Raw genomic sequence first — 21,874 nt, forward strand, 5'->3', positions numbered from 1 at the left:
TTCAGTAGCTTTTACTAAAGCATATTGTTCTTATGCGTTTGATCAGTCATAATTTGCATAAGCAATATTCAATTCAATGCAAATCTATTGAATTTGCTATAAATCAAAATACAAATCCATCCCAATTTATGTTTTCTCATTCCTTTCGGATGGACAAATAGGATAGTTTTTTAAAATGACTCAGCAAGCACAGACCATTCAAGGTTCCATAGTCGCAATCGTCACCCCTATGTTTGAAGATGGCAGCGTAGATTGGAAGGGTCTCGAGAAGCTGGTTGAATGGCACATTGCAGAGGGCACCAACAGTATTGTCGCCGTTGGAACAACAGGCGAAGCCTCTACTCTCAGTATGAGTGAACACACCCAGGTGATCAAAGAAATCATTCGTGTGGCCAACAAACGTATTCCTATTATTGCCGGCACAGGTGCGAACTCGACCCGTGAAGCGATCGAACTGACCCGCGAAGCCAAAGAGCTAGGGGCAGATGCCGCTTTACTGGTAACGCCATATTATAACAAACCGACTCAGGAAGGCTTGTATCAGCATTATAAAGCTATTGCTGAAGCTGTTGACCTGCCACAGATTCTTTATAATGTTCCAGGCCGTACCGGTGTGGATATGGCCAATGAAACCGTGATTCGCCTGGCGGATATTCCACAAATTATCGGTATTAAAGATGCGACTGGCGATGTACCGCGCGGTGCTGAACTGCTACAAGGTCTTGTAGGCAAAGACATGACTGTTTATTCGGGTGATGATGCCACTGCATATCAGCTGATCGGTCATGGTGCCAAAGGTAATATCTCGGTCACAGCGAATGTGGCTCCGAAAGCTATGAGCGAAGTGTGTGCTGCCGCCATTGCCGGTGATGCAACCACAGCTGAACAGTTAAATGCTCAGGTTGCAAATTTACACAATATTTTATTTTGCGAATCGAACCCAATTCCTGTGAAATGGGCACTCCATGACATGGGCTTAATTGGTACGGGTATTCGCCTTCCATTAACACCACTTGCAGAACAATATCGCGCTCCGCTTCATGAAGCACTGGTCGAAGCGGGCGTTATTAAATAAAAGAGCACAAGATTATGCAATTACGTTTAGGACTTAGCCTTACACTTTCAGTATTCAGTTTGGCAGGTTGTAGTTCAATGGCCTTTAATAACGGCACTTTAGACTATAAAGAGACTACTACCCTGGAAGCTTTACAATATCCTGAAGGCGCCATGGTTCGTCCTGCAACGCCATTGTATCCTGCTCCAACAGTTGATCCGCTTGCAATTGAACATGCACCGAAGCTTGAAAACCAGCGTGGCAACCGTTTTGCCTTGCCACGCCCACAAGCCCAGACTGAAAACTCAAATACAGCTGATCTAACCGAAACCAATACAGTGGGTCAACCACAGTTGGTCACTGACGGAAATCTTAATCCGCTGCTTAAAATTGAGGGAAATTCTGCTACAATTTGGCAATATACACTTGCCACCCTCAGCAGTCTGAATCATAGCATCGTTGCGCAGAGCAAAAATCGTTACGAAGTCACGATTAAGGTCGACCAGCAGACCTATGTATTAAGATTATCTTCTGTCGGTTCGAGTAATAACCTTGCTGTGTTCAATGCCGATAACAGTTTTGCCGACCGTGAAAAAGCTGCAGAACTGCTCAACCAGATTTACCAAAATTGGCCAGCCTAGACATTTCTAGGCATTTTTTTTTGTAAAAGGTTCCCTCATGTTAAAACAAACCTTGCTCTATACTGGTAAAGCGAAATCTGTCTACACCACAGACAGTTCAGACCATCTGATTTTAGTCTTTCGCGATGATGCCTCAGCATTCAATGGCGAAAAAATTGAGCAACTAGATCGTAAAGGCAAGGTGAACAACCGTTTTAACGCCTTCATCATGGAAAAACTGGCAGAAGCGGGAATTGAGACCCACTTTGAAAAGCTACTGACTCCAAATGAAGTGCTGGTGAAAAAACTGGATATGATCCCGGTTGAATGTGTGATCCGTAACTATGCAGCAGGTTCTTTATGCCGCCGCCTGGGTGTGGAAGAAGGCAAGGAACTGACTCCTCCAACATTTGAATTGTTCTTTAAAGATGATGCGCTTGGCGATCCAATGGTCAATGAATCACAAGCCATTGCTTTAGGTTGGGCAACTGCTGAACAATTGGCGAAAATGAAAGAATTGACTTACCAAGTGAACGACGTGCTTAAAGCATTGTTTGACGCAGGTAACATGATTCTGGTCGATTTCAAACTTGAATTTGGTGTGTTCCACGACCGTATCGTACTTGGTGATGAATTCTCTCCAGACGGTTGCCGTCTATGGGACAAAGACACCAAGAAAAAACTGGATAAAGACCGTTTCCGTCAAGGTTTAGGCGGCGTGGTTGAAGCCTATGAAGAAGTGGCTGGCCGTTTAGGTATCAACCTGGACAACATCTAATCTGGAAATGCGCAGATTCGAAAAAACCGAGCTTTTTAGCTCGGTTTTTTTATTTCCGGTTTTTAATCGGAAAAATAAATTTTTATTATTAAAATGATCGTTTTTACATCAAAAACTATCTGCATTAATATTATCTCATACCAGGCAAATCAGTGAATTGATGCACTTAGCTCCATATTTGCCGACCAGATTTTTCCTCTACCCTCTAGGATGTTATCTCCCTCAAAAAACATCCTACTTTCAGCCCAATTCACCTTGAATTGGGCTTTTTTTACTCTGTTCAATTAGTTGAGATACCCAGCTTTATTGCTACTGTTGTTGCTGTTGCCAACGGCGTTGCTGTAAACGCTCCCCTTCAACTTCACGTTTATTACGTGCTGATTCATACAGTTTGGTATTTTTCAATTCTGGCGGCATATATTCTTGCAGCACAAAATGCTCAGGATAATTATGCGGATACAGATAATCCACGCCATAGCCCTGTTCTTTCATCAGTTTGGTCGGTGCATTCCTTAAGTGCAAAGGCACTGGCAGATTTGAGGTTTTATCTGCGAGTTCCATCGCCTTGTTAATCGCCAGATAGGTACTATTACTTTTGGCACTGGTCGCTAGATAAACCGTACATTGTCCCAAAATAATCCTGCATTCCGGCATGCCTACGGCTTGCACAGAACGGAAACATTCACCAGCCAATAGCAAAGCATTTGGATTGGAGTTGCCGATATCTTCGGATGCGGCAATCAACATGCGCCGTGCAATGAATACCGGATCTTCACCGCCTTTGAGCATGCGTGCCATCCAGTACAGGGCCGCATCTGGGTCACTGCCGCGAATTGATTTAATAAAGGCCGAAACTAAATCATAGTGCTGCTCACCAGACTTGTCATAGCGGGCAATATTTTGCTGTGCCACTTTCACCACCACCGCATTGGTAATGATATTTTCCATATCCGCTTCAAAGGTACTGGCAATCAGATCCAGTAAATTCAGCGCCTTGCGGGCATCTCCTGCCGCGAACTGGATCAGGGCATCAAATTCTTCAATCAGGATATGTCTTTCCTGTAAGAAAGAGTCATTTTGCAAGGCTTGCGTCAACAAAGTCTGAATCGATTCAGCACTCAATGCATTCAGGCTATACACCTGACAACGTGATAACAAAGCACTATTCACTTCGAAAGACGGGTTTTCGGTGGTGGCGCCAATCAGGGTAATTTTGCCTTTCTCGACCGCATTTAATAATGCATCCTGCTGGGATTTATTAAAACGGTGAATTTCGTCAATAAACACCACTGGCGTCAGCAAATCGCCACCTTCGGCAATGATTTCACGTAGCTCTTTCACGCCGGTATTCAGGGCAGACAGACTGATAAAAGGCCGGTCTACCGCTTGAGCCAATAATAAGGCAATGGTAGTTTTGCCGACCCCGGGAGGTCCCCAAAAAATGATCGAAGGCAGATGCCCCTGATCAATCATCTGGCGTAAGGGCGCATGTTCTCCCAGCAAATGTTCCTGCCCGATAATCTGTGTAAGGTCGCGTGGCCGTAAGCGTTCTGGAAGCGGGATATGACTATCTGACATGTTATTATTGGCTCAAACTAAATTCTGATCTCATTCTAACATCAGCAGTTTTGATTCCAAGAATGCAAACATCAAGCATAAAAAATTAATTTATGTAGATATCCTCTATTTTTTTAATTCTGAATGAATTAATCTCTATAAAAGCGAATAATTTGAACATGATTAATTGTGAATTAATTACAGTGTAATTTTCATATTGTTTATTCTAATTAAAAGAAACTTATCTCGCCCCTTGGGCACTTTTGGGTTGTAGTGGTGAATGCATGAAGCATGATAAATTTGAACAGGGAGCTGTGAGTCGGTCTAAGCCACTGACGTCATCATCACTGATTGCACCCCACGTTCACTTGTCTGAATCGGTTTTGTTAAAAAATCTGATCGATGCCTTACCGCAACCCTTGTGGGTCAGCAACAAAAAACATCTGCAATATTTTAACGATGCCTTGACTGATTATCTTGGCGTGAACCTGAATGAACAGGGTCATCCGCAATGGCAGAGCTTTATTCATGCAGAAGACTTGCAGCTGTTTTTAGCGCAGTGGCATGCTGCGCTGGATCAGCATCAGAACTTTGAAACCCAGTGCCGGATTAAACGCAGTGATACCCATTATCGCATGTGTACCCTAGCGGTAAAATTTCATCATGAACCTGAACATTTGCTGCAATGGGCCGTTTCCCTGACTGATGTGCATGATTATTTTGAAATCCAACAGCAACTTTCTCAGATTGTTTCAACCCAGGAAAACATGTTGGATGCCAGCGCAGACTGCATCAACATTATCAGTCCTGAAGGCGAGATTCAGCATAGCAACCAAGCTGGCTGTCTCGCACAAGCAAATGAGACCGCAGAACAAGATCAGGACCGTTCATTGTGCTGGTTAAATCGCTTAACCCCTGAAGCCCGAAAATCCGGGCAACGTGCTTTGAAACAGGCAGCCCAAGGCTTAAACAGCCGTTTCTCCAGCAAAATCCAGATCAAAGATCAATCGATCCAATATTGGGATCATCTGCTCACCCCGATTCTGGATCAGCAGAATATTACTCAAAATATCCTCTGTGTATCACGTAATATCAGTCAGCAAAAAATTGCAGAAACGCGTTTAAAAGAAGTAATTAAACGGGATGAACTCACCGGCCTGTATAATCGTAGTACCTTCTATAAAACCTTTAAGCAGGTGCTTTTAAAGGCCAAACAACAGCAGACCATGGCGGGTTTACTGCTGATTGATCTGGACTATTTCCGGCATATTAATGACACCTTGGGCCATATTGCCGGCGATCATCTGCTACATGTCTTGGGCAAACGTTTCCAGACCTGCTTCGGGCCAAATACCATCATCGCCCGTTTGGGTGGCGATGAATTTGCCGTACTGGTCAAAAATCTGGAAAGTGAAGAGCAGCTGCTGGCAACGGCGCAAATGGCCTATGCCCAGCTGGATCAGCCCATCAATTATGTCGGCAATAGCATCAGCAGTGCCATGAGTATTGGCTGTGCCATCTATCCACGTGATGCATTGAATACCTCTAATCTGCTGAAATGTGCTGATATCGCCTTAAATGACCTGAAAAATAGTGGTCGTGGTGGCATCCGCATGTTTAATCAGGAAATGTGTGGGTCACTGGAAAATATAACCAAGCAGCTGACTCTGGCTCGCAAGATTATTCTGGCCGATCAGATCATTCCCTATTACCAACCTAAAGTACGTCTTTCTGATGGTGCAGTGATTGGTTTCGAAGCACTATTACGCTGGCAAGATCAGAATCAGAACATTCAGTTACCTTCCGAAATTTTTGCTGCCTTTCAGGACTATGAGCTGGCCTCACGCATCAGTGAGACCATGCAACTGAAAGTCTTTGCAGATATGAGTCGCTGGCAGGCACAAGGTCTGGATCTGTTACCGATTTCCATCAATGCTGCACCGGTCGAATTCCTGCGCGATGACTATGCCGAAAAACTGTTGGCACGCCTGTCCAATTTCGATATTCCGGCCCACAAAGTTGAACTGGAAATTACCGAACAGAGCCTGTCCGAGCATGGTGCCAATTATGTGGTTCGCGCCCTCAACCTGCTGAAACAGGCTGGAATCCAGATTTCGCTGGATGATTTCGGTACTGGACATTCTTCGCTGACTCGCTTGCAGGACTATCCGGTCGATTGCATCAAGATTGACCGCAACTTTGTAGAACGCATGAACAGTGACCCGTCTGCCCTGGCTATTGTCAAAGCCATTACTCAGATAGGCTCTAGTATTGCACTGGATGTTCTGGTGGAAGGAATCGAGAATACAGAACAGCTGGATACCCTGATCCATTGTGACTGTCAGATAGGACAAGGATTCTATTTCTATCGCCCGATGGCCGGTGCTTCGGCTCAGGCTCTACTCCATCCAGCAGATCAATAAACGCATCACGCAGGCCGATTTAACGCACCCAACGTACGATATAGTCTTCGATGTCATCTTCATGAATGTCGCTTTCACTCAGGCAGCGCCCTGCTGCCGACTTACGTGCCTGAATCACACTTTCCCGTGAACCGCTGATCAGATAATGCCAGGATGGCAGGCTTTTGCCCTGCTCTACCCGGCGATAGGCACAACTCGAAGGCAACCAGTGAATCGTTTCCAGCTTCTCTGGCGTGAGCTGAATACAGTCCGGCACATATTGCAAACGATCCGAATAATTGGAACAACGCGCAGTGCTACAATCCAGTAATTTGCAGGCCACTTTGGTATATGCGACTTCCTGAGTATCTTCATCTTCCAGCTTAATCAGACAACATAATCCGCAACCATCACACAAGGCCTCCCACTCGACTTGTGTCAGTTCAGCAAGTGAATAGTTTTTCCAGAATTCGGGACGTAAAGTATCGCTCATGATCAGGTCGGCACATTCAAAAATCAGCTTATTATAGCAGCCCGAACCCTGCAGACCTACCGCCTCAAATTCTTATTACTATCACGTAAACTATTGTTAAATCATAGACAGTTCATCAACAAAACACTAACAGTCGCTGGAATCGTTTATTTCTATACTAAATTTGAAAATAAAAACACATGGAGAATATATATGTTTCGCTGGGCTATTATTTTTGCTGTTATTGCATTAATTGCGAGTCTACTTGGTTTCGGTGGCGTCGCAGGCTTGTCTAAGGATTTTGCAATTATCTTGTTAGTAATTGCGGTGATTCTTGCGATCGTTGGTTTTCTTTCGCGCGGCAAGGTCTAGATTTACGCTAGACCTGTTCAAAGCAAGTGTTAGCTTTCAAAAAACAAGAGCCTTCTGGCTCTTGTTTTTTTATGGGTATTTTAATGATCTATTTTGATCAAAAATACTTCTTTCAATATGAACTTAAGGTTTTAAATGACGTGGTCTAAAACCCGCTACCAGCAAGGCTGCAACGTACGCCACCACACCCACAACACATAAGATCAATACTTCTAAAACACGCATCCATTGTGATACATCTGCGTTATACCAGCTTAGGGCATAGGCCAGAGCCGCAATCATCACCACATTGGCAAACATGAATTGCAGGAAGATTTTTTTCCAGTGCGAACCAAAACGGAAAATATCACGCTTATGCAGATAATAATAAAGCAAACCGGCATTGACCATGGCTGAACCCGTCGATGCCAACGCAAGGGCCATATGCTCTGCTTCCCAGTCAATCAGCTTGAAGAAACCGATAAAGATCACGTTCAGAATCGCATTGGCCGCCACAGCCATCAGACCGACCCGCACCGGGGTTCTGGTATCCTGCTTTGCATAAAAACCGGGTGCAAAGACTTTAATCAACATAAAGGCAATCACACCACCGCTCATACATTGCAGCGCCAAAGCCGTCATCTGGGTATCTTCAAAGGTGAATTGGCCACGTTCAAACAGGGCCTGAATAATCGGGGTCGACAGCATAAACAGTGCAATACTGGCGGGTAGGCCTGCCATCACAATGACTTTAGCTGCCCAGTCCATCATGCCACGGAATTTTTCTGGGTTCTGTTCAGTATGCCGTGCCGATAACGACGGCAAAATCACGGTACCAATTGCAACACCGATCAGACCCAGTGGCAATTCGGTCATACGCTCGGCACTATACAGCCAGGACACCGAACCATCCTGCATGAATGAGGCCCAGATGGTATTTAATAGCAGGTTAATTTGCGTGACAGATACACCAAATAATGCCGGCAGCATCAACTTCATGATGCGATCTACGCCTTCATGCTTGAAGTCAATTTTCGGTGGAATCAGCAGGTTTTTACGCCACAATTCAGGAATCTGGATGGCCAGCTGCAAAATACCGGCAATGATCACAGCCCAGCCCAGTGCCATAATCGGCTCGGCCATATAAGGCGTAAGCCAGAGCGCTCCGGCAATCATCGCTACATTCAGCAAGACCGGTGCAAATGCCGGGGTACTGAAAGAACCATAACTGTTCAGAATACTGCTGGCAAAAGCCGTCAGTGACATGAACAGCAAATAAGGAATGGTCAGGCGAAACATGTCGGTCGCCAGGGCGAATTTTTCAGGATCGCTATGAAAACCGGGCGCATAGACATACATAATCAATGGCGCAGCAATGATCGCGACCATGGTCAACGTGGTCATGACCGTGGCCAGACAGCCAAATACCCGGCTGATCAGGATCTGGACTTCAGTATGCGTGCGACTGGTCTTATATTCGGTCAGTACCGGAATAAACGCCTGTGAAAATGCGCCTTCGGCAAATAAACGCCTGAAAAAGTTTGGAATACGAAATGCGACTACGAAGGTATCGAAGTCTTTACCAGCACCAAAGACATTCAGTAAAACAATATCTCGAACCAATCCCAGTACGCGTGACAACATGGTCATCGCACTGACAATGACGGTCGAACGCCAAAGCGCCATCCTATTCACCTAATGTATAAATTTGTGGCTATTGTAATGAAACTTTTGTCAGAAGTTCATTGCTTAATTTCATCGCTCAAGCGAGCTTGAGGTGTTTTTATAATGCTGTAACTGTGTACGAAAATCAGCCCAGTTAAAATACGGCCCTGGATCAGTCTTGCGACCCGGTGCAATATCCGAATGTCCGGCAATATGCTGCTGAATCTTAGAATAATGCTGTTGCAGACAGGCCGTGACTTTTACCAAGGCCTGATATTGTTCAGCTGCAAAAGGCAAGTCATCACTGCCTTCCAGTTCGATCCCGATCGAATAATCATTACATTCTTTTTTGCCCAAATAGCTCGAGCGGCCGGCATGCCAGGCACGGTCATTGAAATTAACAAATTGCAGTACTTCTCCCGTTCTTAAAATTAGCAGATGGGTCGACACCTGCATCCCTTCAATGGTTTGAAAATAAGGATGTACGGACCAGTCCAGCTGATTCTGAAAAAACTGTTCAATATAACCACCGCCAAACTGTGAAGGTGGCAGGCTGATATTGTGAATCACCAGCAATTGAATCTCGGTCTGTTCTGGCCGCTGATTAAAATTGGGAGACGGGATTTGACGTGCACCGATTAGTTGCCCGTCCTTGACCTGAAACTCAGCTGCCTGTTGCATAAAACCGTTCTCCCCAAAAATAAAATCTGCAAGATCAGCATTGCAGCCGGCTTCATGCTAAAACTTTCAAGGAGAAATCTCAATTCATCCCAGCAAACTGGATGAAAAATCGCTCATCTTTTATGTAACGGTGCTAAGATAAGGCGCAATTTTCACGGCTTAAAAAAGATACGGAAATACTCATGCGCATATCTCAAGCTTTGCTAGACCAGTCCATTCAGATCAATATTCAACAAGCACTTTCAGAAGATATCGGTGAAGGCGATATTACCGCCCTGCTGACTCCTGAAGATGAACAGGCCACTGCCACTATCATTAGCCGTGAAGACATGGTTTTGGCCGGCCAGCCTTGGGTAAATGCCTTGATTCAGGCCTATGATCCAAGTATTGAAGTGATCTGGCTGAAAAATGATGGCGATCATGTTCAAGCCAATCAAGCATTTTTAAAACTGGCCGGATCTGCACGTAGCTTACTCACCGTGGAGCGCCCTGCGCTAAACTTTGTCCAGACGCTGTCTGCGGTTGCGACTAAAACCGCCCACTATGTCAAAGAGCTGCAAGGTTTAAACACCAAATTATTAGATACTCGTAAAACGCTTCCGGGTCTGCGTATCGCACAAAAATATGCCGTGGCCATTGGCGGTGGCCAGAATCACCGTTTGGGCCTGTTTGATGCCTTCTTGATTAAAGAAAATCATATTATGGCAGCGGGTGGCATTGCGCAGGCGATTGCCAAGGCCCATCAAATTGCACCGGGTAAGCCTGTCGAAGTTGAAGTCGAAACCTGGGATGAGCTGAATCAGGCACTCGAAGCCCATGCTGATATTGTGATGCTGGATAATTTCAGTCAGCAGCAGATGATCGACGCGGTGCAACATGTGGCCGGTCGCTGCAAACTGGAAGCCTCAGGTAATATCACCATTGATAATTTACGTGAAGTCGCGAGTACCGGAGTAGATTATATTTCCATGGGCGTGCTGACCAAAGATCTCAAAGCCATTGATCTGTCGATGCGTTTCAATGCTTAAGCCTAGATGGGATAGATGACCGTAGAGGGTGCGAAGCACCCTTTTTTTATTTTTAGAAATTTTTTTTGCGTATATTTTGCTCAATTTTCTATTTTAGACCTTAATCATCATCGTCATCCCGATTACCTCGGCGATCGCGGTCATCATCGTCACCATCACGGTCGTTATATCTTCCGTTATCCTCATCACGATCCTGATTTAACACTGAACGCTCGTCATCTTCACGATTATTGCCCCAGTCACAGGCAGTTAATCCAAACACGCCCAGCAATGAAATTGCACAAAGCCACTGTTTCATGTCGCATTCCTCATTGTGTTCTCATCTGATCCAATATCGATGCAAAACCGGTTCAGATATAGCCGATTCATGTCGACTTTTTGTCAGGAAGTTTTGTAATGTAGTTTTTGAATACAGGTGCAGAGTGAAATTTCAGGCATAAAAAAACGCATCCAGAGATGCGTTTTTCAGCATGGAATAGATTACCAACCTAAAGCTTCTTGCTGTTTTTTCACCAATTCCTGAATGCCTTTCTCGGCCATTTCCAGCATGGCATTCGATTGTGCACGGGTAAATGGCTTATCTTCTGCAGTGCCTTGAATTTCAATAAATTCACCGGCCTGAGTCATCACCACGTTCAAATCGGTTTGACAGTTTGAATCTTCTTCATAGCAAAGATCCAGTAATACTTCATCTTTGAAAATACCCACAGAAACCGCAGCCACCAAACCTTTTAATGGATCATGTTTGATTTTCTTTCTTTCCAGCAAGACGTTCATGGCATCGACCAAAGCCACCGCAGCACCAGTAATCGCTGCAGTACGGGTGCCGCCATCAGCCTGAATTACGTCACAGTCGATAGTAATGGTATTTTCACCCAGCTTTTTCAGATCGACCATTGAGCGCAAGCTACGACCAATCAGACGCTGAATTTCCTGAGTACGGCCACTCTGTTTGCCACGTGCCGCTTCACGGTCACTACGGGTATGAGTTGAACGTGGCAACATGCCATATTCAGCAGTCACCCAGCCTTGGCCCTGACCTTTGAGGAAACGCGGTACAGAACTATCCACACTGGCAGTACAGAGTACTTTGGTATGACCAAATTCAACCAATACAGAGCCTTCCGCATAACGTGTATAGTTACGGGTAATTTTCACTTCACGTAATTGATCTAATGCTCGCTGGTCGATACGCATAATAAGTCCTGTATGGGTTCAAAATAATTGCGGCTCAGTATAGCAGAAGCCTTTGCCAAGATTAGGCAGCCTGGTGATTCATTTACAAAATCAATGCATCAGCTCGCTACGAGATGTCAAAATTCTGCCGATCTGTGGCACTACGATTTGATTTAATTTTTGCTAGACTAAAACTCCCTATGAGGGAAGCCAGTGACAGGAAACCCATTTATGTCCTTACGTGAAGATCGCAAGCAGCAAAGTCATCAGGCACTACTCGATGCGACACTAGCATTCAGCAGTCAGGGCCGCGCTTTCAGCACGATCAGCCTACGTGAAGTCGCGAATGCAGTCGGAGTAGTACCGACGGCGTTCTATCGGCACTTTCAGGATATGAACCAGTTGGGTCTGGAATTGCTGGATCAGGTTGCGATTCATATCAAGGGTGTACTCAATCAGCTGGGGCAGGCTTATCTGTATCAGCCGAATACTCGAACCCACACCGGGCTTGAGCTCTTCTTTCAGGCCGTCGAATATCATCCTGAACCCTGGATTTTTTTTGTGGCAGAACGTTGGGGCGGTTCGGACGTGTTACGTGTCGGCATTGAACGGGAAATTCATTTTCTGGCTGAAGATGTCATGCATGAACTGGCCAAGATGCAATCTACCCGACATATTCAGGCATCACAGGACTTGCAGGCTCTGGCACAGATGCTGATTGAACTGTCCCTGAACTGGGCCATGGGCTGGATTCATCTGCAGCATCAGGTTGATCCAGAGCTGCGCCGCGCTCAATCCAATGCCTTTAAAACCCAAAGCGTGCTACAGATGCAGCTCTTGCTACGTGGCATTTTGCACTGGTACTGGCGACCTGCCAAAACAGTTGAAACCGCAAGCCCTGTGCTCAATGAAGCGGTCATTCCCCCTGCCTAAATAAAAAAACCTGCATCATGATGCAGGTTTTTTTTACTGATCGTCAGTTCAGACTTATTTGGCTTTACGCTCTTTCTCGATCAGGTAATTCACCACCTGAATGACTTTGGCATCATTACCCTGCACAATATATTTACCATTCACGGTCACTGCCGGAACACCACTTAACTGATACTGAGCAGCCAGATTTTTGGCTTGGGCAATTTTCGAAGTGATCGGGAAAGATTTATAAGTGCTGTTAAATTTCGCTTCAGGAATACCATAGCGGGTATAGAACTTGGCCAATTGCGCCTGTTCTAAAATTGGACGTTGCTTATCATGAATATCATGGAATAATTGTAAATGTGCTTTTTGACGCACACCCAATGCTTCAGACACATAATAAGCACGCGCTGCCTGCTCCCAGAGTGGATTCATTGCAGCCGGCGTACGTACAAAACGTACATCTTTTGGTAATTTTTTCAACCAGCCCTGCATATGTGGTTCAAGCGCGAAACAGTGACCACAGCCGTACCAGAAGAATTCACGTACCTCAATTCTGCCCGGTTTTTCGACTTTGACTGGTTTTGCAACCACCTGATAGTCCTGACCTGCCACAAAATTGGCCATAGCATTGCCTGAAAAGGCCAAAACAGATGCGGCAACAGCGCCTAAAAGGAATTTTTTCATTCGGATTATCGTCCTCTAAATCATTATGCTTAGTTTATGTGTTCACTATAAATCAATTATGCCGGTTTCGTTTTCATTCTGTGAACTTTTTTGCTGCTTTTATCGCTTTTTCTGCCAGAATCGCTACACTAAACCATCGAACTGATTTTCAAGGTTTTAAATCAGTTTCTCTGGCCATTCGGCACATATATATTTTTAGCTAATCATGACTGATTGAGGTGACACCGATGTCGCAATTGAATGTTGATCCACAAGAAATTGCCAAGTTTGAAGCATTTGCAGCTATATGGTGGGATCAGCATTCCGAGTTCCGCCCCTTGCACATGATTAATCCACTGCGTTTAAACTGGATTGATGAACATGCCGAAGGCCTGAGCGGCAAAAAAGTGCTGGATGTCGGCTGTGGTGGCGGTATTCTGGCCGAAAGCATGGCGCGACGCGGTGCCGATGTACTCGGGATTGATATGGGCGCAGCCCCTTTAAATGTGGCACGCATCCATGCCGAACAGGAAGGTGTGAACAATATTGAATATCGTCAGGTGCCGGTTGAGCAACTGGCAGACGAACAGGCTGGCCAATATGACATCGTGACCTGCATGGAAATGCTAGAGCATGTGCCAGATCCGGCATCGATTATTCAGGCCTGTCACAAGCTGGTCAAGCCAGGTGGTCATGTATTCTTCTCGACCATTAACCGTAATCCAAAGTCCTATTTATTTGCGATTATCGGGGCAGAATATGTCTTGCGCATGCTGGCCAAAGGCACCCATGATTACAGCAAATTTATCAAGCCGTCTGAACTGGCACATGATATTCGTAACGCGGGTTTAAAGCTCAAAGACATGACCGGTCTGCACTATAATCCGCTGACCAAGCGTTATTGGCTGGCACCGAATGTTGATGTGAACTACATGGTTTATACCGTGAAAGATAGCGCAGCAGAGACCACAGCATGAAAGCCGTTTTATTTGACCTAGATGGAACCCTGATTGATACCGCTGCCGATTTTATCCGAATTATCCAGCAGATGTGCCGTGAAGAAGGCCGCCCACTGGTTGCACCCGAGCTGATTCGTACCCAGGTCTCCGAAGGCGCTCGCGCTATGGTGAAACTGGTTTATCCGGAACTGCAACTAGAAGATCCGGTCTTTCTGCAACACCGTCAGCGCTTTCTGGACATGTACGGCGCAGATATTGCGGTCGATACCGATCTGTTTGACGGCATGTATCCTTTGTTGGAACAGCTAGAGGAAAATGACATTCCTTGGGGGATCGTGACCAATAAACCGCGCTGGCTCAGTGAGGCTTTACTGCAAGCACTGAACTTGAGTGAACGCTGTGCGGTGTTGGTATGTCCAGAAGATGTCACCCGCACCAAACCTGATCCTGAACCGATGTATCTGGCAGCCAAGCAACTGAATCTTGCCGCGGAAGACTGTATCTATGTCGGAGATCATCCCCGAGATATTGATGCCGGCCGTCATGCCCAGATGCTGACCATTCTGGCTGCTTATGGTTATTTGCCGTTGCAATACAAAGACGATTTAAACACCTGGCAGGCCGACCATATCGTGCATACTGTGCCAGAATTACATCAATTGATTCAGACACTGGTACTGAAGCAGCATACTGCGGTATCTTGAACGCTTAACACTAAATAATAAGAAGTGAGGAGGTAGATAATGAAATATTCAGCATATCAACCTCGCCCCGATCTGCTCAAGGATCGTATCATCCTAATCACAGGTGCGGGCGATGGCATTGGACGTGCAGCAGCAATCAGTTATGCCTTGCATGGCGCAACTGTGGTGCTGCATGGGCGTACCTTAAACAAGCTCGAAGTCATTTATGATGAAATTGAAAGTTTGGGTGCGCCGCAACCTGCCATCTTGCCGCTACAACTATCGAGTGCGTCAGAACGTGATTATGAGCTTTTGCTCGATACGCTAGACCGTCAGTTTGGTCGTCTGGACGGCATTCTGCACAATGCCGGCATTTTAGGCGAACGGGTTCCCTTGGCGGATTATCCAGTCAATGTCTGGGATGATGTGATGGCGGTCAATCTGCGTGCACCCTTTGTCATGACCCAAGCGCTGTTACCGTTATTATCCAAATCTGAACATGCTTCTGTGGTTTTTGCCAGCTCAGGTGTAGGCCGCGAAGCCCGCGAACGCTGGGGTGCCTATTCGGTTTCTAAAATTGCTATTGAAGCGGTAAGCCAGTTATTTGCCAAAGAGCAGGTACATCCAAATATCCGTTATAACTGCATCAATCCCGGGGCAACGCGAACTGCCATGCGCGCCAAGGCCTATCCGAATGAAGATCCGAAAACCCTACCTACCCCCGATTCAATCATGCCGGCTTATCTATATTTGATGGGCGATGACAGCCTGCATATGAATGGCCAGAGTATTGACGCACAGGATTAAATTATTCTGTCTGTCATTCAGGGAGCAATTGCTCCCTTTTTATTTCGGTTTTAGTCGCATTCAGCGCGTAAATCTTGGCTAACTTCACCCCGCTCGCATTGAGTTTCACTAAAATAACAGCATACTAAGCCCCACTATATTTCACTCGAGTGCATCATGACTGAATTAAACAATATTACGGTGACCCATTTAGACGATGGCATGGTGTCGCTGCTGATTGATCAACAGCCTATTTCAGAGAAATACGGCACCAAGTTTGAAGCCAGTATCGTGGATGACATCAAAGCACTCGAAAATGCTCAGAAACTCAAATTGTTCGAGCAATTTGTATTTTCACATCAGGATCTGAATTTTGAACATGCCTATTATTATGTGACTGGCATTGAAAAATTAGACGACAGTTATCGTCTGGCCAAGCATTTTGTTTATCGCATTAAAATTGAAGGTCAGCCAGAAATCGAACATGTCATCAGCAATCAGGGCAAAGCCATGACGGCCGAGGATGTACGTGCCTTTATTCAGGCGCATGTGCAGAAATCACTCAACGATTATACTGACCTGAACTACGCTTATTAAAAGTCGGGTCATTGAATAATCTTGGGCACTTTTCGATAAAGTGCCCTTTTTTTCTTAAAATCCTGCAAAAAATAACAATAAATCGGATTTACATATTAAATATATAAAATTATACGGTTTTCCAAATTAAACTGATTGGACTATGCTTTCTTGAATCACAGATAGATCAAATCAGGAGCGCAGCATGGCTGACCAAAAACGTAAAATTGAAACAATTCACCGGATTGAACAGTTGCAGTTATCTGAAGCATTGATTGTGGCACTCGATGACGCCCTACAAGCTGAATCCGTGGCTGACGCGATTCAGTCCTTACAAGGTTTGGCAGAGCAATGGAATTAATCTCAAACTAAACCGGCAAAATTCTTTGTCGTTTCATTAAATCATGAACTTTTTTCTCGCTGACTCAATGCTGTTTTTTTGAGCTAAATCATCGATTTTCGCTTGCATGTTGGCCCTTGCTTTGATGAGATAAGGACATGGCTCGGTAGGCTACTTTATAGAAGTGATGCCGTCGCATATAGTCATATAAAAACATGACATCATCATAATATCTCTGCATTTGTTATAAAAATTGTGCCTGTTCTTCACAGTTTCTCTGCAATTTTTCCGTACATTAGGCACTGTAGAAGATGAACAATTTAATGAGGGTTCAACATGAAAAAGGTTTTGGTGGCACTGGCAATTTCTTGCAGTACATTCATGCTGAGCAATGTCGTCATCGCTGCCCCTCATTTCAATGATGAATCCCGTATGGATTCACGTCATGGTCATGACAAGAAGAAAGCCCGTGAGTTCCGAGAGGAAGATCAGCAGGATAACCGCCGTATGCGTGAAGAACGCGGGGTGAAACGCCTGCAACAGTTACGCTGGCAGCCGGGTTATGTGATGCCGCAGCATTATCGTGGCAATGGCTATAAAGTTGAATATAAAGACCATCGCCTGCCTCGACCTGACCGCAAGCAGCAATGGTACAAAGTCAATAATGACTATATTCTGGTGGATTCTGAAAACAACAGCATTATCCGGATTGTGGGTGACTAGTTCATAAGTGCATTCAAATTTAATCTTCTTTAAGGCCCAACGATGTTTGGGCTTTTTTATTTCACTGGCTGAAAATTTTTAACCCAAAATCTCGCGGCTTTTCCAGTTTTCAAACTGCGTGATTCATCTACTAAATTTCTTCATGAATTTAACAATTTAACTAAATAGCCCTCACGCTTTCTATGTACTTGTTCGCTAATTTAGTCTCATCGAAATTAGATATACATCTTAAGGTGAGAGCCATGAAAAAAGTCTTAACTACAATCGCGTTATCTCTAAGTGCTTTGTTAGCTACTTCTGCAATGGCAGCACCACAGCATGACTCGCGTTATGACCATAATCCGCATAAACCGGCGCCACACTGGAATGCCAAAGACAGCAAGAAATGGAATGACGACCGTCGCTGGAATGATGACCGCCGTCATAACAACCGTATGATCAATCCAAGCCGTGACTGGCGCGTAGGACAAACTTTACCTCGCCAATATGACAACAACCGTTTTGAAGTAAGTGATCGCGAAGCACGCCGTTTGCCAAATACCGGTCGTTTCCAGCAATGGTACAAGGTCAACAATGACTACGTTCTGGTCAATGAGCGTACCAACAAAATTGTACGCATCATTAACTAAGCTTTCTCCATTACTGCTCGTCTTGCAGACACCTGAAGTCCCCTTCAGGTGTTTTTTTATATCTGCACTTCCACTTGCATTTTTTTTCATTAGAATCAAAGCTGGATCTTCAATCATTGAAATGGGCACAGCATGACTTCAGCAGAAACGTCACAAAGCACAACTTTGCAATATGTGCACTGGTTTCGCCATTCTGCGCCTTATATCAATGCGCACCGCAATAAAACCTTTGTAATCATGTTTGATGGCGAAGCCGTCTTAAATGATAACTTTCAGCATATTATTCACGATATTGCTTTATTACATTCTTTGGGCATTCGGCTGATTCTGGTACATGGTGCACGTCCGCAAATTAACCAGAATCTGGCTCAAAGCCAGATTACGACGCCTTTTTACCAGCAGCGTCGGGTCACCACACGTGAATCTTTAAGCTGCGTGATGAATGCCGTCGGTTCGATCCGCCTACAAATTGAAGCACTGCTGTCTATGGGACTGGCCAATTCGCCGATGTATGGCGCCCGGATTGATACCGTTTCAGGGAATTTTGTCACCGCCAAGCCGTATGGCATCCGCGATGGTATCGATTTTCAGTTGACCGGTGAAGTGCGCGCGGTCGATACTGACGCGATTCAGCGTCATCTGGATAGTCATAATATTGTGATGCTTGGCCCGACCGGTTATTCCACTACCGGAGAAGTCTTTAATCTGCTGGCTGAAGAAGTTGCTACCAAAACGGCGATTCGCCTCAAGGCAGATAAACTGATTTTTCTCGGTAAGCAGCATGGTCTGATGGACAGTAACGGCCAGCTCAAACGCGAAGTGACACCGCAACAGCTGGATGATTTTATTCCGGTCGAACAAGATGCGCTTGAAAGAGGACTACAATTGAAAGCCGCACAGGAAGCCTCAATGAACGGCGTACATCGGGTGCATCTGATTTCTTATGCCTATGATGGTGCCCTGCTGGAAGAGCTGTTCACCCGGGATGGTTCCGGAACTTTGGTCACCGATGCACATTATGAAGAAGTGCGGATGGCCGATATTCAGGATGTAGGGGGTCTGATCGGTTTGCTGCGTCCACTGGAAGAAGAAGGCATTCTGGTCTATCGTTCGCGTGAACGTCTGGAAAATGAAATCAACCAGTTTGCCGTAATCGAACGGGACGGCATGATTCTGGCCTGTGCCGCCCTTTATCCGATTCCGACGACGGGTGATGAATTGCGTTCTGCAGAAATTGCCTGTGTTGCGGTACATCCAAGTTATCGCAAGTCTAATCGGGGCAGCCAGATTCTGCATTATCTTGAAGAAAAAGCCAAAAGCATGCAGATTCAGCAGCTGTTTATTCTAACCACCCGCACCGCGCACTGGTTTCTGGAACAGGGCTTTGAACCGGCTTCAGTCGATGATTTGCCAGATGCCCGTCAGGCTTTTTATAATTATCAACGTAATTCAATTGTTTGCAAAAAGTCACTTTAAAGTGGCTTTTTCTTTCAGTGCTTTAGCTTAATTTCAGATAAAGATATCTGACAATCTCGATTTAAATTTTCAAATTCTATTACTGGTTTTTAGCTAAACATATCAACAGATCAGATTTAAAAAAATAACTATAAATTTCATAAGTTTGATTAATTTAAATATTAAATCTTCATTTTTATATAAATCACTTTTTCGCATAAGTTTTGCGCTTTTTTATTTATCTTTTTTCTTCATTAGAAATTCCTGAATAGTTATTTTTTTAGAAAAACAAAAACGATTAGCGTGTGTCTAAGTTTTCATTCACTAGTTTTTCACTTTCGGGAGTTTTGATTCATGCGCCAATCTCATGTTCAGTTTTTAGCAAAGACTGCAGTACTTGGTACTGCGATGGTGGGTGTCATGATGCTTTCAGGCTGCTCGAAAAAAGAAGAGACCATTACCCTGAATATCGGTTTCCAAAAATACGGCGTATTACCTATTTTAAAAGAACGCGGTACGCTGGAAACCAGCTTAAAACAGCAAGGGGTCAATGTGAAATGGGTAGAATTTCCGGCTGGCCCGCAATTGCTTGAAGGCCTGAATGTCGGCAGCATCTCTTTTGGTGAAGCCGGTGAAGCACCGCCGATTTTTGCCCAGGCGGCCAACTCAAATCTGGTCTATGTGGCCAATCAGCCGCAAGCACCTAAGGCCGAAGCCTTGATTGTACCGAAAGATTCACCAATCCAGTCTATTCAGGATCTGAAAGGCAAACGGGTAGCCCTGAACAAAGGTTCAAATGTGCATTACCTGCTGTTAAAAGTTCTGGAAGCCAACAAGCTGACACTCGGTGATATTGAAGTGATTTATCTACCACCTTCCGATGCACGTGCTGCATTTGAACGTGGTGCAGTTGATGCCTGGGTCATCTGGGATCCGTTCTTTGCAGCTGCTGAACATCAGATTGGTGCGCGTGTCATTGCCAGCGGTGAAAATGTGGTGAGCAACCACCAATTCTATCTGGCAGATCGCAAGTTCGCAGAAAGCCATCCTCAGGTGGTACAGGCGGTTGTCAATGAACTAAACCTGACCACGGACTGGGTCGCAAAAAATCAGGACGCTGCCGCTCAGCTCCTGCAAAAACCGACAGGTCTAGCCGTCGATGTCTTAAAAACCTCTATTTCACGCATGGGCTTCGGTGTTAAACCTCTCAGCACTGACGTGATTCAAAAACAGCAACAAGTCGCCGATGCATTTTATGCGCAGCAGCTGATTCCACAAAAGCTGAATATTGATGCAGCAATTATTAAATAACAGCAGAATAATTCGAGAATAAAGATGAGTCATATAAAAACAGTTTCTTATATCAGCTTAGCGCTATTGAGCTTTAGTCTGACTGGCTGCCAGAAACAGGAACCACAGCAAACGGCTGCCGCAGAAACCACGTCAGCGCAACAAGTTAAAACCATTGCGATTGGCTTTCAGAAATCAGCCTTAAATCTGCTGGTGGCACGTGATGAAAAGCTGTTAGAACAACAATTTCCCAATGCCAAAATTGAATGGAAAGAGTTTCCGGCAGGCCCACAAATGCTGGAAGCCTTAGCAGTCGGTGCAGTGGATTATGGCTATGTGGGAAATACTCCGCCTATTTTTGCACAGGCGGCAGACAAAGCCCTGAGCTACGTGGCCTTTGAAAAAGTGGCGGGAAATTCTTTGGCCGTGGTCGTGCCGAAAGACAGTGCCATTCAAAATATTCAACAATTGAAAGGAAAACGGATCGCGGTGCAGAAAGGTTCAAGTGCCCATGAACTTCTGGCCAAAACCCTGGAAAAAGCCGGATTAAGCTGGTCAGAGATTCAAGCCGTCTGGCTTCCCCCTGCGGATGCACGTGCTGCTTTTGACAAAAAAGCCATTGATGCCTGGGCAATCTGGGATCCCTTCCTAGGTGCAGCCGAGTTCGACAGCAAGGTTAAGGTGCTGATTGAATCTAGTGACTTTCCACAAACCTACTCCTTTTATATCGGCAATCCCGAATTTATTCAGAAGCATCCGGATAGCCCCGGGAAGTTTATCCAGGCTTTAAATGCATCTGACCAGTGGATTCTTAAAAACCAGGCTGTAGCTCTAGATATTTATCAGAAAAGTACCGGTCTGAAACCGGATGTAGCGAAGATTGCATTTGAGCGTCGTCTTAAACCTTCGCCGGTACAACCATTAACGACGGAAGTGATCAAAGCTCAACAGAATATTGCCGATCTCTTCCAGCAGGTTCAACTGATTCCCAAAACCATCAGCGTCCAGCAACAGATCTGGTCGCCAGCGGCCACACATTGATGAGCAAACAAGATCATTTAATTTAAG

General features: G+C 45.2%; 24 protein-coding genes. 17 read left to right on the forward strand and 7 right to left on the reverse strand.

The features are described 5' to 3' along the window. Window positions 1-175: 175 nt before the first annotated feature. Genes dapA through purC form a run of 3 tightly spaced genes read left to right on the forward strand, consistent with a single transcriptional unit; the run spans window position 176 to window position 2,452 of the window. Window positions 176-1,075 carry a 4-hydroxy-tetrahydrodipicolinate synthase gene (gene dapA, locus PYW33_RS14870; RefSeq protein WP_004647179.1) on the forward strand — a complete coding sequence of 300 codons (900 nt, stop codon included), beginning with the start codon at window positions 176-178 and terminating at the stop codon, window positions 1,073-1,075. A 14-nt stretch (window positions 1,076-1,089) separates the two neighbouring features. Further along, window positions 1,090-1,695: a hypothetical protein gene (locus tag PYW33_RS14875; protein WP_004647178.1), complete on the forward strand. Its 606-nt coding sequence runs from the start codon at window positions 1,090-1,092 to the stop codon at window positions 1,693-1,695. A 37-nt stretch (window positions 1,696-1,732) separates the two neighbouring features. Beyond that, window positions 1,733-2,452 carry a phosphoribosylaminoimidazolesuccinocarboxamide synthase gene (purC, locus tag PYW33_RS14880; RefSeq protein WP_004281247.1) on the forward strand — a complete coding sequence of 240 codons (720 nt, stop codon included), beginning with the start codon at window positions 1,733-1,735 and terminating at the stop codon, window positions 2,450-2,452. Window positions 2,453-2,761: 309 nt separating this feature from the next. Here purC and PYW33_RS14885 read toward each other — a convergent pair whose 3' ends face one another. Continuing rightward, window positions 2,762-4,030: a replication-associated recombination protein A gene (locus PYW33_RS14885; RefSeq protein ID WP_004647177.1), complete on the reverse strand. Its 1,269-nt coding sequence runs from the start codon at window positions 4,028-4,030 to the stop codon at window positions 2,762-2,764. 263 nt (window positions 4,031-4,293) lie between these two features. Between PYW33_RS14885 and PYW33_RS14890 the strand changes: the two genes are divergently transcribed. Next, a complete protein-coding gene (locus tag PYW33_RS14890; RefSeq protein ID WP_004647176.1) occupies window positions 4,294-6,432 on the forward strand; it encodes a putative bifunctional diguanylate cyclase/phosphodiesterase in 2,139 nt (712 codons plus the stop codon). A gap of 19 nt (window positions 6,433-6,451) precedes the next feature. Here PYW33_RS14890 and PYW33_RS14895 read toward each other — a convergent pair whose 3' ends face one another. Further along, entirely contained in the window at window positions 6,452-6,904 is a 453-nt protein-coding gene (locus tag PYW33_RS14895; RefSeq protein WP_004647175.1) for a YcgN family cysteine cluster protein, read from the reverse strand. A 192-nt stretch (window positions 6,905-7,096) separates the two neighbouring features. Here PYW33_RS14895 and PYW33_RS14900 point away from each other — a divergent pair, with 192 nt between their 5' ends. Next, complete coding sequence (locus PYW33_RS14900; RefSeq protein WP_004647174.1) at window positions 7,097-7,255, forward strand: DUF1328 domain-containing protein; 159 nt, start codon at window positions 7,097-7,099, stop codon at window positions 7,253-7,255. A 123-nt stretch (window positions 7,256-7,378) separates the two neighbouring features. Here the strand turns inward: PYW33_RS14900 and murJ are convergent, their stop codons facing one another. Next, a complete protein-coding gene (murJ, locus tag PYW33_RS14905; protein ID WP_171057031.1) occupies window positions 7,379-8,929 on the reverse strand; it encodes a murein biosynthesis integral membrane protein MurJ in 1,551 nt (516 codons plus the stop codon). Window positions 8,930-8,989: 60 nt separating this feature from the next. Continuing rightward, the gene (gene ampD / locus PYW33_RS14910; RefSeq protein ID WP_004647171.1) at window positions 8,990-9,580 is read right to left on the reverse strand and encodes a 1,6-anhydro-N-acetylmuramyl-L-alanine amidase AmpD; all 591 of its coding nucleotides are present in this window, start codon (window positions 9,578-9,580) and stop codon (window positions 8,990-8,992) included. A 182-nt stretch (window positions 9,581-9,762) separates the two neighbouring features. Between ampD and nadC the strand changes: the two genes are divergently transcribed. Next, a complete protein-coding gene (gene nadC / locus PYW33_RS14915; RefSeq protein WP_004647170.1) occupies window positions 9,763-10,608 on the forward strand; it encodes a carboxylating nicotinate-nucleotide diphosphorylase in 846 nt (281 codons plus the stop codon). Between the two features lie 100 nt (window positions 10,609-10,708). Here nadC and PYW33_RS14920 read toward each other — a convergent pair whose 3' ends face one another. Together PYW33_RS14920 and rph are read right to left on the reverse strand one after the other, a co-directional pair. Further along, window positions 10,709-10,906, reverse strand: coding sequence for a hypothetical protein (locus PYW33_RS14920; protein ID WP_004281239.1), 198 nt, complete (start codon window positions 10,904-10,906; stop codon window positions 10,709-10,711). A 182-nt stretch (window positions 10,907-11,088) separates the two neighbouring features. Then, window positions 11,089-11,805, reverse strand: coding sequence for a ribonuclease PH (rph, locus tag PYW33_RS14925; RefSeq protein WP_004281238.1), 717 nt, complete (start codon window positions 11,803-11,805; stop codon window positions 11,089-11,091). A gap of 210 nt (window positions 11,806-12,015) precedes the next feature. Between rph and PYW33_RS14930 the strand changes: the two genes are divergently transcribed. Next, a complete protein-coding gene (locus PYW33_RS14930; RefSeq protein WP_004647169.1) occupies window positions 12,016-12,717 on the forward strand; it encodes a TetR family transcriptional regulator in 702 nt (233 codons plus the stop codon). Between the two features lie 54 nt (window positions 12,718-12,771). Here the strand turns inward: PYW33_RS14930 and PYW33_RS14935 are convergent, their stop codons facing one another. Next, complete coding sequence (locus PYW33_RS14935) at window positions 12,772-13,386, reverse strand: thiol:disulfide interchange protein DsbA/DsbL (protein WP_004281236.1); 615 nt, start codon at window positions 13,384-13,386, stop codon at window positions 12,772-12,774. A gap of 227 nt (window positions 13,387-13,613) precedes the next feature. Here PYW33_RS14935 and ubiG point away from each other — a divergent pair, with 227 nt between their 5' ends. The 10 genes from ubiG to PYW33_RS14985 all read left to right on the forward strand — a co-directional run bounded on the left by ubiG (window position 13,614) and on the right by PYW33_RS14985 (window position 21,847). Continuing rightward, a complete protein-coding gene (gene ubiG / locus PYW33_RS14940; protein WP_004647167.1) occupies window positions 13,614-14,342 on the forward strand; it encodes a bifunctional 2-polyprenyl-6-hydroxyphenol methylase/3-demethylubiquinol 3-O-methyltransferase UbiG in 729 nt (242 codons plus the stop codon). Beyond that, window positions 14,339-15,028 (forward strand): HAD family hydrolase, encoded by a 690-nt coding sequence (locus PYW33_RS14945; RefSeq protein ID WP_004647166.1) that lies wholly within the window; start codon window positions 14,339-14,341, stop codon window positions 15,026-15,028. The genes ubiG and PYW33_RS14945 overlap by 4 nt, the downstream gene beginning before the upstream one ends. 39 nt (window positions 15,029-15,067) lie before the next feature. Next, window positions 15,068-15,814 carry a YciK family oxidoreductase gene (locus PYW33_RS14950; protein ID WP_004647165.1) on the forward strand — a complete coding sequence of 249 codons (747 nt, stop codon included), beginning with the start codon at window positions 15,068-15,070 and terminating at the stop codon, window positions 15,812-15,814. 156 nt (window positions 15,815-15,970) lie between these two features. After that, entirely contained in the window at window positions 15,971-16,390 is a 420-nt protein-coding gene (locus tag PYW33_RS14955) for a hypothetical protein (RefSeq protein WP_004281232.1), read from the forward strand. A 184-nt stretch (window positions 16,391-16,574) separates the two neighbouring features. Continuing rightward, window positions 16,575-16,730, forward strand: a complete 156-nt coding sequence (locus PYW33_RS14960; protein ID WP_004281231.1) for a hypothetical protein — start codon at window positions 16,575-16,577, stop codon at window positions 16,728-16,730. A gap of 315 nt (window positions 16,731-17,045) precedes the next feature. Then, complete coding sequence (locus tag PYW33_RS14965; RefSeq protein ID WP_004281230.1) at window positions 17,046-17,432, forward strand: RcnB family protein; 387 nt, start codon at window positions 17,046-17,048, stop codon at window positions 17,430-17,432. 242 nt (window positions 17,433-17,674) lie between these two features. Beyond that, entirely contained in the window at window positions 17,675-18,061 is a 387-nt protein-coding gene (locus PYW33_RS14970; protein WP_004647164.1) for an RcnB family protein, read from the forward strand. Window positions 18,062-18,193: 132 nt separating this feature from the next. Next, window positions 18,194-19,537: an amino-acid N-acetyltransferase gene (argA, locus tag PYW33_RS14975; RefSeq protein ID WP_004281228.1), complete on the forward strand. Its 1,344-nt coding sequence runs from the start codon at window positions 18,194-18,196 to the stop codon at window positions 19,535-19,537. A gap of 333 nt (window positions 19,538-19,870) precedes the next feature. Beyond that, the gene (locus PYW33_RS14980) at window positions 19,871-20,827 is read left to right on the forward strand and encodes a sulfonate ABC transporter substrate-binding protein (protein WP_004647163.1); all 957 of its coding nucleotides are present in this window, start codon (window positions 19,871-19,873) and stop codon (window positions 20,825-20,827) included. A 24-nt stretch (window positions 20,828-20,851) separates the two neighbouring features. After that, window positions 20,852-21,847: an aliphatic sulfonate ABC transporter substrate-binding protein gene (locus tag PYW33_RS14985; RefSeq protein ID WP_004647162.1), complete on the forward strand. Its 996-nt coding sequence runs from the start codon at window positions 20,852-20,854 to the stop codon at window positions 21,845-21,847. The last annotated feature ends 27 nt before the right edge of the window (window positions 21,848-21,874 follow it).

This window comes from Acinetobacter lwoffii (genome assembly GCF_029024105.1).
Classification (GTDB): domain Bacteria; phylum Pseudomonadota; class Gammaproteobacteria; order Pseudomonadales; family Moraxellaceae; genus Acinetobacter; species Acinetobacter lwoffii.

What these genes read in the sequence shown, in the direction of transcription:
- dapA (WP_004647179.1), top strand. Translation starts at nt 176, where the DNA reads ATGACTCAGCAAGCACAGACCATTCAAGGTTCCATAGTCGCAATCGTC.
- PYW33_RS14875 (WP_004647178.1), top strand. Translation starts at nt 1,090, where the DNA reads ATGCAATTACGTTTAGGACTTAGCCTTACACTTTCAGTATTCAGTTTG.
- purC (WP_004281247.1), top strand. Translation starts at nt 1,733, where the DNA reads ATGTTAAAACAAACCTTGCTCTATACTGGTAAAGCGAAATCTGTCTAC.
- PYW33_RS14885 (WP_004647177.1), bottom strand. Translation starts at nt 4,030, where the DNA reads ATGTCAGATAGTCATATCCCGCTTCCAGAACGCTTACGGCCACGCGAC.
- PYW33_RS14890 (WP_004647176.1), top strand. Translation starts at nt 4,294, where the DNA reads ATGAAGCATGATAAATTTGAACAGGGAGCTGTGAGTCGGTCTAAGCCA.
- PYW33_RS14895 (WP_004647175.1), bottom strand. Translation starts at nt 6,904, where the DNA reads ATGAGCGATACTTTACGTCCCGAATTCTGGAAAAACTATTCACTTGCT.
- PYW33_RS14900 (WP_004647174.1), top strand. Translation starts at nt 7,097, where the DNA reads ATGTTTCGCTGGGCTATTATTTTTGCTGTTATTGCATTAATTGCGAGT.
- ampD (WP_004647171.1), bottom strand. Translation starts at nt 9,580, where the DNA reads ATGCAACAGGCAGCTGAGTTTCAGGTCAAGGACGGGCAACTAATCGGT.
- nadC (WP_004647170.1), top strand. Translation starts at nt 9,763, where the DNA reads ATGCGCATATCTCAAGCTTTGCTAGACCAGTCCATTCAGATCAATATT.
- PYW33_RS14920 (WP_004281239.1), bottom strand. Translation starts at nt 10,906, where the DNA reads ATGAAACAGTGGCTTTGTGCAATTTCATTGCTGGGCGTGTTTGGATTA.
- rph (WP_004281238.1), bottom strand. Translation starts at nt 11,805, where the DNA reads ATGCGTATCGACCAGCGAGCATTAGATCAATTACGTGAAGTGAAAATT.
- PYW33_RS14930 (WP_004647169.1), top strand. Translation starts at nt 12,016, where the DNA reads ATGTCCTTACGTGAAGATCGCAAGCAGCAAAGTCATCAGGCACTACTC.
- PYW33_RS14935 (WP_004281236.1), bottom strand. Translation starts at nt 13,386, where the DNA reads ATGAAAAAATTCCTTTTAGGCGCTGTTGCCGCATCTGTTTTGGCCTTT.
- ubiG (WP_004647167.1), top strand. Translation starts at nt 13,614, where the DNA reads ATGTCGCAATTGAATGTTGATCCACAAGAAATTGCCAAGTTTGAAGCA.
- PYW33_RS14945 (WP_004647166.1), top strand. Translation starts at nt 14,339, where the DNA reads ATGAAAGCCGTTTTATTTGACCTAGATGGAACCCTGATTGATACCGCT.
- PYW33_RS14950 (WP_004647165.1), top strand. Translation starts at nt 15,068, where the DNA reads ATGAAATATTCAGCATATCAACCTCGCCCCGATCTGCTCAAGGATCGT.
- PYW33_RS14955 (WP_004281232.1), top strand. Translation starts at nt 15,971, where the DNA reads ATGACTGAATTAAACAATATTACGGTGACCCATTTAGACGATGGCATG.
- PYW33_RS14960 (WP_004281231.1), top strand. Translation starts at nt 16,575, where the DNA reads ATGGCTGACCAAAAACGTAAAATTGAAACAATTCACCGGATTGAACAG.
- PYW33_RS14965 (WP_004281230.1), top strand. Translation starts at nt 17,046, where the DNA reads ATGAAAAAGGTTTTGGTGGCACTGGCAATTTCTTGCAGTACATTCATG.
- PYW33_RS14970 (WP_004647164.1), top strand. Translation starts at nt 17,675, where the DNA reads ATGAAAAAAGTCTTAACTACAATCGCGTTATCTCTAAGTGCTTTGTTA.
- argA (WP_004281228.1), top strand. Translation starts at nt 18,194, where the DNA reads ATGACTTCAGCAGAAACGTCACAAAGCACAACTTTGCAATATGTGCAC.
- PYW33_RS14980 (WP_004647163.1), top strand. Translation starts at nt 19,871, where the DNA reads ATGCGCCAATCTCATGTTCAGTTTTTAGCAAAGACTGCAGTACTTGGT.
- PYW33_RS14985 (WP_004647162.1), top strand. Translation starts at nt 20,852, where the DNA reads ATGAGTCATATAAAAACAGTTTCTTATATCAGCTTAGCGCTATTGAGC.